Here is a 7,940-nt window from a genome sequence, read left to right as displayed (position 1 = left end):
CCCTTGGGGTTGCCCGTGGTGCCCGAGGTGTAGTTCAGGGAAATCGCCTGCCACTCGTCATCCGGCAGCCAGCCGGGCTCATCCCCGCTCCCCTGGGCAAGAAACTGTTCATAGTCGAGCTCGCTTATCAGCTCCCCCTCCCGATAGAGGGAATCGTCGATGGCGATGAGCAGCGGCTGCGTCTTGACAAGGGCGAGCGCCTTGCGCACCACGGCGCCGAACTCCCTGTCCACCAGCACCACCCTGCTCTGGGCATGCTGGAAGATGAAGGACATGGACTCGGCATCGAGCCGGGTATTGAGGGTGTTGAGCACGGCGCCGCTCATGGGCACCCCGAAGTGGGCTTCGAACATCGCCGGGGTATTGGGGGCGACGATGGAGACAGTATCCCCCTCGCCTATGCCATGCCGACGCAGGGCCGAGGCGAGCCTGCGACAGCGCCGCTCGGTCTGGGCCCAGTTTTGACGCAAGGCCCCATGGATCAGCGCCGGATAGTCGGGATAAACCCGCGCCGCCCGGGCCAGGAAGCTGATGGGGGTCAGCGCCTCGAAATTGGCGGGGCTTTTATCAAGGCCGGCCTCGTAGATGTTCTGCTCTGTCATCGGGTTCCTTCCTCGCAGGTGGCACAAAGCGGCTGGATCGAATTGGGTGGGAGATCTCGCCGGCATCATGCCCTTGCGCAGATCTCTTATGAGGCTGACAGCCTAGCAGCAGGGCCATGGCTGCAGGTATTAGCAAAACGTCTTAGGCGATGGCGCTGCCTGAGTTTTCATCCTGTCAGGCCGGTCATGATGCCGGGCATTGCCAGCCTTGAATAATATGTATCCATTATCAAACCGGCATGGGCTGCCATGCATTATTTATATATTTATTTGCAGCCTATGGCATTGTTGCCAATTATATCCACCAAATGAACCGAGATAATTATTGAATGTAATGACTCCGTATGGGCATGGCATTGAAATTAACGAAAATTTCATCAGCCAATATATTTTGTGAGCCAGCCCATAAAGCGAGCCGTGCTTCGTATTCATCCCGACACCAGCAGGTTATGGTTACATGGTGAAACAATCTACCACATGCCCAATATCAGGCCAGACTTCTCGCCAACGAGTGCGCCATTACCAGTAGATCTGCGCACTCATGCCCCATGACGAAGGAACCCTGTCGACCCGATATTCCGCCGAGCCCGAACCTGCTTTATCGAGGAGCATTTATGTGTGCCGAGCCGAATACCACGCCACGCAGACAATTTCCCACTGCCTTTACCATTTTGTTTCTTATTATGTTGCTGGCCATTGCCCTGACCTGGATCATTCCGGCAGGGGCCTATTCCAAGCTCTCCTATAACCCGGCCAACAACACTCTGATGGTCAATAGCCCGCAGGGGGAAATAAGCCGGGTGCCCGCCACCCAGACCGAACTTGAAAAACTCAATATCAATATCGGGGTGGAACAATTCATCAGCGGCACCATCCGCAAGCCCATCGCCATTCCCGGCACCTATGAGCGGCTGGCGCAGGCCCCCAAGGGACTCGCCGACGTGGCGGTCAGCATGGTCAAAGGCACCATAGAGGGGGCTGACATCATCGTCTTCATCCTGGTGCTGGGCGGGCTCATCGGCGTCATCAACAAGACCGGCGCCTTCAGCGCCGGACTGGTGGCGCTGTCGCGCAAGACCCGGGGCAACGAATTCATGTTCGTGGCGCTGGTTTGCGTCGTCATGGCGCTGGGGGGCACCACCTGCGGGCTGGAGGAAGAGGCAGTCGCCTTCTACCCCATACTGGTGCCCATCTTTCTGGCGCTCGGCTATGACGCCATCGTCTGCGTGGGTGCCATCTTCCTCGCCGCCTCCATGGGCACCACTTTCTCCACCATCAACCCCTTCTCTGTAGTGATCGCCTCCAACGCCGCCGGCATCCCCTTCACCGAGGGGCTGATCTTTCGTGCCGTCGGCTGTCTGGTGGGCACCCTGGTGGTCATTGGCTATCTCCACTGGTACTGCAAGAAGATCAGGGCCAACCCGGCCTTCTCCTACACCTATGAGGACAGAGAGAGCTTCCGCGCCCGTTTTCTCAAAGAGGGTGCTCTGGATGAAGGCGTCCCCTTCACCCTGCGCCGCAAGATCATTCTGACCCTGTTCATCCTCGCCTTTCCGCTCATGGTGTGGGGCGTCTCCATGGCCGGCTGGTGGTTCCCGCAGATGGCGGCCTCCTTCCTCGCCGTCGCCATCATCATCATGTTTATCTCGGGACTGAAGGAAAAAGAGGCGGTCGAGGCCTTCACCCAGGGCGCCTCCGAACTGGTGGCGGTGTCGCTGATTATCGGGCTGGCGCGCGGGGTCAATCTGGTGCTGGATCAGGGGATGATCTCGGACACCATACTGGCTTACGCCTCCGACCTGGTCTCCGGCATGCACGGTGCCGTGTTTGCAGTGGCCCAGATGCTGGTGTTCACCCTGTTGGGACTGGTGGTGCCCTCCTCCTCTGGGCTGGCCGTGCTCTCCATGCCCATCATGGCGCCGCTGGCGGATACAGTGATGATCCCCCGCTATATCGTGGTGTCGGCCTACAACTGGGGACAATACGCCATGCTGTTCCTGGCCCCCACCGGGCTGGTGCTGGTCACCTTGCAGATGCTCGGCATCCAGTTCAACCAGTGGGTCAGGTTCGTGCTGCCCATGGTGGGCTTCGTGCTGGGCTTTGGCGCCCTGATGCTGGTGGTGCAGGTGATGATGATCTGAGGCGGACCTCACTGCCAGAGCGCGCCCGGCCCACGATGCCGGGCGCTCTCTGTGCGGTCCACGGCTCCAGGGAAACGCTCTCTCACTCGTGCATCAATGGCGTACCCGGCCCTGTTGGCGAAAACAGTAGAGCTTGAGGCTGATGTCGACTATGTCGGCGGGCAGCTCCTGAGCCACCTCAGAGAGGGGTTGATAAAGGGATGCCAGCAGTAATTGAGCCTGCTGCTGGGTAATGATCTGGGCCTGTACGGCCGGCTGTATCCATCTTGGCAACATCGACATAAGTCCCCCTTGCCGATTGTCTCTTTCATTCGCTACGCGATGACGACGGCATCACTTCATCACCGTCTTTTCACTCTCTTGCCAAAAGACCAAGCATAATGCTTGCCGTGATCTCTTATCGGCAAGGGGAGCGCTTCATCACAGCGATTTATCAAGCAGTTGCTGCCAGCATGCAAGATGCCCGGACCCGTCTCAGGGGGCAAACGCAGCCAATCCCCCTACAGCCAGAGACACAAGCGGCGAGGGCTTGACGCAAAATGAGCACAAAGAGCCCATATGAATCGCAAAATGCAACGTCGCCACCCGATCCAGAGCGACATGTTCACATCCCTGCCAGACCTCCACGGCCTTTGTCGCCAAAGCCAGACACCTTTTTGACGAGAGGCTTTTCGGTGCAGTCAGGGCTTGTCGTGCCTGCACGCTGGCCGCCTTGTTCATCCCCGGGGTTGTGCCAAGATCGCGGCAAGCAACAGCCGCATCAGGTGATGCATTTCAGGAGAACGCAAAATGAACAAATCCATGTTGGCAGGTGTCGGGATCGGTGTGGCCTCTGCGCTGGCATTGTCGGCCGCAGCCAGCGGATCCCTGTTTTCAGCCCAGCCCCAGTTTGCCGAGGTACTGGCCAGCAAGCCGGTGACCGAGACCATCAAGACGCCCCGTCAGGAGTGCCGCAACGTGACAGTGACCCACCGCAAACCCGTGCAGGATGAGAACAAGATCCTGGGTACAGTAGTTGGCGCGGCGCTGGGGGGCGTGCTTGGCAACCAGTTCGGCGGTGGCAGCGGCAAGAAGGTAGCCACAGCCGCGGGCGCCGTGGCCGGTGGTTATGCAGGCAATCAGGTGCAGGGCAATATGCAGGCGGGTGATACCTACACCAGCACCCAGCAGCGTTGCAAGACGGTGCAGGAGAGCAGCACCCGGACCCTGGGTTATGACGTCACCTACCGCCTCGCCGGTCAGGAAGGCGTCATTCGCATGGACAAGGCCCCCGGCGCCACCATACCGGTCAAGGATGGCAAGCTGGTGATCGACAGCCAGAGTCAATCCTGACAAGCCCCGTCCTATGAGTACCCCAAGGCCCATCACACCGATGGGCCTTTTGTTGCGCGCCAGCCGCCTCATCTGGCATGGCTACCCACCCTGTCCAACCCCATCATGCTCAGTAAAAAGGGGCCCGCAGGCCCCTTGTATCACGCATGTTCATGACGCCTATCAGCGGCGACCAAACGGCCACCAAGGCTTGTCGTTGTCCACTATGTCGACCCGGGTCTCCTGCAGGTTGCCGGGCTGGCCCCCCTGCAACTGGCGCAGGCTCACCCTGAACTGCTCGGTGGACTCGACAAACCAGTCATCCAGGATCAGCACCTTGACCGACTTGCTGCCCCCCTCACCGGCGGCCCAGCTCACCGACTGGCTGAACCAGGGCAGGAAATCCAGCCCCCAGCGCGCCGTGATCCCCTCAAGGCCCAACTGGGCACGGGCCCGCTTGCTCAGATCGCCGCTGCGCACCACTGGGATCTCGGCAAACCACTGCCCCTCATTCACCGTCATGCTGGCGCGAGCCAGCGCAATGGTGGACGGCGCCAGCTTGTCCTTGATGGTCACCAGGGTCTGGCGCTGTTCACCAAGGCTGGCTCCGCTGGCATCGAACAGCTCCAGGGTGAAGGTCTCATCCCCCTCACGCAGTGTGTCGCTCTTCACCGGGATGCTGATGGTCTGGCTGTCGCTCTGACCGGCCGCCCAGTTCAGGGTGCCGGTCAGTGGCGCCACATCATTGGCATCGGCGCTGCCAAAGGCGATGCGGTAGTGCACGCTGGCCTCGCCATGGCTGCCATCGCGGCGACTGGCGGTGAGGCTCAAAGCGCTGCCCTCCTCCACGCTGGCGGCTGCGCTGTCCAGACTGATCACCCCGGCAGGCGGCAGCGGATACTGGATCGCCACCAGCACGGGATCGTGATCCGAGGCGCTGAAGGGGCCGTCCGATTTGGCCAGCTGACCCGTGTACTTGCTGCCGTACTCGAAGAAGTTGCTCTCGGCGGAGTTGATGTGCCAATCCTCGATGCCGATCACCTTGGCCGCCAGGCTGGGGTTGGCCAGGGCGTGATCCAGGTTGCCAAGCTCGCCTTCATAGCTGTAGGAGTAGGTGTCGGTGCCGTGGAAGCGGGTATTGAGGTTCACAAAACCATATCCCTTGCCAAGGGCACTGCCGCTCTCCTCGAAAGGCTGGCCCGCCAGTGTGGTGAAGGAGGCGCTCATGATCTGGCGCGGCTGCGCGGCCGGATCATAGCTGGTCAGCACCCTGATGGGATCCTCCATGCCATAGGCGTTCAGGTCGCCGATGAGCAGCAGATCCCCGCTCACGTCCTTGAGGCTCTCCCCCAGCACCTTGGCAGCGGAGACCCGCAGGGCGTTGCAGTGACCCTGACCATCCAGCGGATCGGCGGTTGCATAGTCGGGGTAATCCTCGAAGCAGGCGGAGCCCTTGGACTTGAGGTGATTGACCACCAGCGTCAGGGGCGCATCCCCCTTGGGCGAGCTGAACCGCTGCAACAGCGACTCGCGCATGCCCTGATTGATGGCAACCGGCTTGCCGCTGGCGTCCAGGGCCTCGGCCTGCTGCACCGGCAGCACTATGAGGCTGGCGGCACCTTGCGGCGTCACGCTGGCGGGCCGGTAGATGAGCCCCACCGTAATGGCGTCGGTACCTATGGGCTGGCCATCGGGCGAGGCAATCCAGCGGTAGTGATCCGCTTCATCCGGCTGGGCGGCGTTGAGGGCCTCGACCAGATTGGCGATGGCGGAGTTGTCGCCGTAGCCGTTGTTCTCTATCTCCATCAGCCCCACCACATCGGCATTGAGGCGGGTGATGGCGCTGACGATCTTGGTGCGCTGCTTCTCGAACTCCGCCACTGTCAGGGCGCCACGGTTGCTGCCGGTGGGGTTGGCATCCCCGCCCACCACTGTGGTGAAGAAGTTGAGCACGTTGAAGCTGGCGACCCGCAGATCCCCCGCCTCGGCGAGTTCAGGGGTCTCTACCCTGTCCCAGCCGCTGTGATCTATGTCGCTGCTGTCGATGCGGTTGCTCGCCACCAGCCGGAACAGGTTATAGGAGTAACCCAGCGCCCCCTCCAGCCCGTTGAGTTTGTCGCCGATGCGCAGGTAGCCATCTTCGGCATTGAAGGCGGGATACCAGGGCAGCACCCCATCCGGTGTCTTGGCGTCCGTCTCCACCACCAGCTGGTTTTGCTGGTTGCGCAGGGCCCACTGGCTCGCCTCCTCGCTTTGGGCGGCAAACTTCTGGGTCGACTTGATGAGGGGGGCGCCATAAGAGAGCACCAGGTTGTTGCGCTTGCCGTCGTAATCGAAGCTGAAGTTGCGGGTCACCACCAGGCTGGACTCGGGCACCAGCCGCACCTGCATCCCCTCGTGGCGCTCCAGCAGCTGGTTCAGGGTCTCGCCCGCCACCGGCACCAGATCCACCGCCGGCAGCAAGGCCACCATGGGCTGGGTCACCACCAGCTGGTCTGCATTGAGCTGGGTCTGGTTGAAGTACTCCTTCACCTTGCCAGAGACGCATACCTCGGCCCCCGGCACTATGGCGCTGTTGGCCTGGGTGCTGTAGACGAAGAGACCGTCCGAGCTGGCAGGGTCTCCATCACCTTGCAGGTCCTGGATGAAGAAGCCCTTGTAGAGACCGTTCACCACCTGAGTGACGACGCCACGGGTGGCATGGGCCTGCTCGGATTCAAACTTGCCGGCCGGCACCAGCGGGCTGCTGCTGCCGGGGCCCTGAATGGCGGGCACGGGTATCAGCTGATCGATCGGGCAGACGAAGGCCGGGGGCAGAGTGCCATCGCAGGGACCATCGCCACTGCAGCCCAGGCCGCTGGCGTCATCCTTAGGGGCGGTCACGTATTCAAGCGCCGGATAGAAGGGACCAGCGGCATCAGTCCGGCCCGTGGTGACAGTGGCCTTGCGGCGCAGGGTCATGTCCAGGGTCGAGACGCTGCCGGACACCCAGGCCGTGCCCGGATCCACCCCCACTTGCCCGAAGCTGTCCACTATCTCGCTGCCGCGATAGAGCACCAGGGCATCGTCACCGTTGAACACCAGGTTGCCGCTGGTCTGATTGGCCTTGGCCAGGATCTCGGCGTTGGCGGAAGGATTGGCCAGCACCAGGCTGGCGCCCGGGGCCAGGGTGCCTTGCAGCGCCAGGCTGTTGGTGGGGGCATCGGTAAGAGGTTTGCCGTTGGCATAGAGCGCCAGCCGGTATTGAGAGAGATCGACGGGAGTCGCGCCCAGATTGCTCAGCTCCACCGCCTTGTTGTTACTGGATCCTTCCAGATATTCGCTGATCAGCAGTTGTGCCTGTGCCTGTCCTGATAGCGCCAACCCGACCGCAAGCGCCACCAGAGTGTGTCTTCCTGACATAGCCAATGTTCCTTTTCTTATTAGCAGATATGTTATTGACGCCCCGCGTTATGCGGGCCGCAGCACCTTATTGCACGTATAAAAACAACGGATATAGGCCCCTGGCCAATATCGCGCCTACTCTGCCCGTTTGGCCGTACCGCCGCCGCGAGCTGGCTAACAATTACAGAAAATTGTTGCGAATTGGTGACGGGAAGTAATGGGAGAAAAAGGATAATCGGATCATCTGACTGCCATCGCGCAAGGTGTGGCATTTACTGCCGTCAATATCTCGTTGCGGCGCAGAACATGGCGACACAAGCTGACATAAGAAGTAAAAACAGCAGCTTGAGAGAGGATCACGCCAGCCATACCCAGGCCGAATCGCGAGCGGCCATTCACGGGACAATAAGATGAAAATAGCGACGACTGCAGAGGATACCCGACCATATGGCGCCACTGTGTCCCCGGGCGAAAATACTGCCCGACCTCCCATCACAAATAT

General features: G+C 60.9%; 5 protein-coding genes. 2 read left to right on the top strand and 3 right to left on the bottom strand.

Features of this window, described 5'->3' with window-relative positions; all coding sequences use genetic code 11:
- Nucleotides 1–602: AMP-binding protein (locus tag BN1128_RS19685; RefSeq protein WP_042871871.1), on the bottom strand; the 602-nt coding region annotated here is incomplete at its 3' end.
- 614 nt (nt 603–1,216) lie between these two features.
- Between BN1128_RS19685 and BN1128_RS19680 the strand changes: the two genes are divergently transcribed.
- Nucleotides 1,217–2,743, top strand: a complete 1,527-nt coding sequence (locus tag BN1128_RS19680) for a YfcC family protein (RefSeq protein ID WP_042871869.1) — start codon at nt 1,217–1,219, stop codon at nt 2,741–2,743.
- A 93-nt stretch (nt 2,744–2,836) separates the two neighbouring features.
- On the opposite strand, the gene BN1128_RS19675 is transcribed toward BN1128_RS19680, so the two are convergent.
- Complete coding sequence (locus tag BN1128_RS19675; protein WP_042871866.1) at nt 2,837–3,025, bottom strand: hypothetical protein; 189 nt, start codon at nt 3,023–3,025, stop codon at nt 2,837–2,839.
- A 507-nt stretch (nt 3,026–3,532) separates the two neighbouring features.
- On the opposite strand from BN1128_RS19675, the gene BN1128_RS19670 reads away from it, so the two are divergent.
- A complete protein-coding gene (locus tag BN1128_RS19670; RefSeq protein WP_042871864.1) occupies nt 3,533–4,075 on the top strand; it encodes a glycine zipper 2TM domain-containing protein in 543 nt (180 codons plus the stop codon).
- Between the two features lie 162 nt (nt 4,076–4,237).
- On the opposite strand, the gene BN1128_RS19665 is transcribed toward BN1128_RS19670, so the two are convergent.
- On the bottom strand, nt 4,238–7,456 hold the full coding sequence (locus BN1128_RS19665; protein ID WP_042871862.1) for an ExeM/NucH family extracellular endonuclease: 3,219 nt from the start codon (nt 7,454–7,456) through the stop codon (nt 4,238–4,240).
- Nucleotides 7,457–7,940: the final 484 nt, after the last annotated feature.

Origin of the sequence: Aeromonas piscicola (assembly GCF_000820005.1) — a bacterium.
Classification (GTDB): domain Bacteria; phylum Pseudomonadota; class Gammaproteobacteria; order Enterobacterales; family Aeromonadaceae; genus Aeromonas; species Aeromonas piscicola.
Note: the sequence above shows the minus strand (reverse complement) of the source record. Positions and strands in the feature narration are given on the sequence as shown.

Excerpts from the sequence above, each read along its gene's own strand:
- BN1128_RS19670 (WP_042871864.1), top strand. The coding sequence starts at position 3,533 with ATGAACAAATCCATGTTGGCAGGTGTCGGGATCGGTGTGGCCTCTGCG.
- BN1128_RS19680 (WP_042871869.1), top strand. The coding sequence starts at position 1,217 with ATGTGTGCCGAGCCGAATACCACGCCACGCAGACAATTTCCCACTGCC.
- BN1128_RS19665 (WP_042871862.1), bottom strand. The coding sequence starts at position 7,456 with ATGTCAGGAAGACACACTCTGGTGGCGCTTGCGGTCGGGTTGGCGCTA.
- BN1128_RS19675 (WP_042871866.1), bottom strand. The coding sequence starts at position 3,025 with ATGTCGATGTTGCCAAGATGGATACAGCCGGCCGTACAGGCCCAGATC.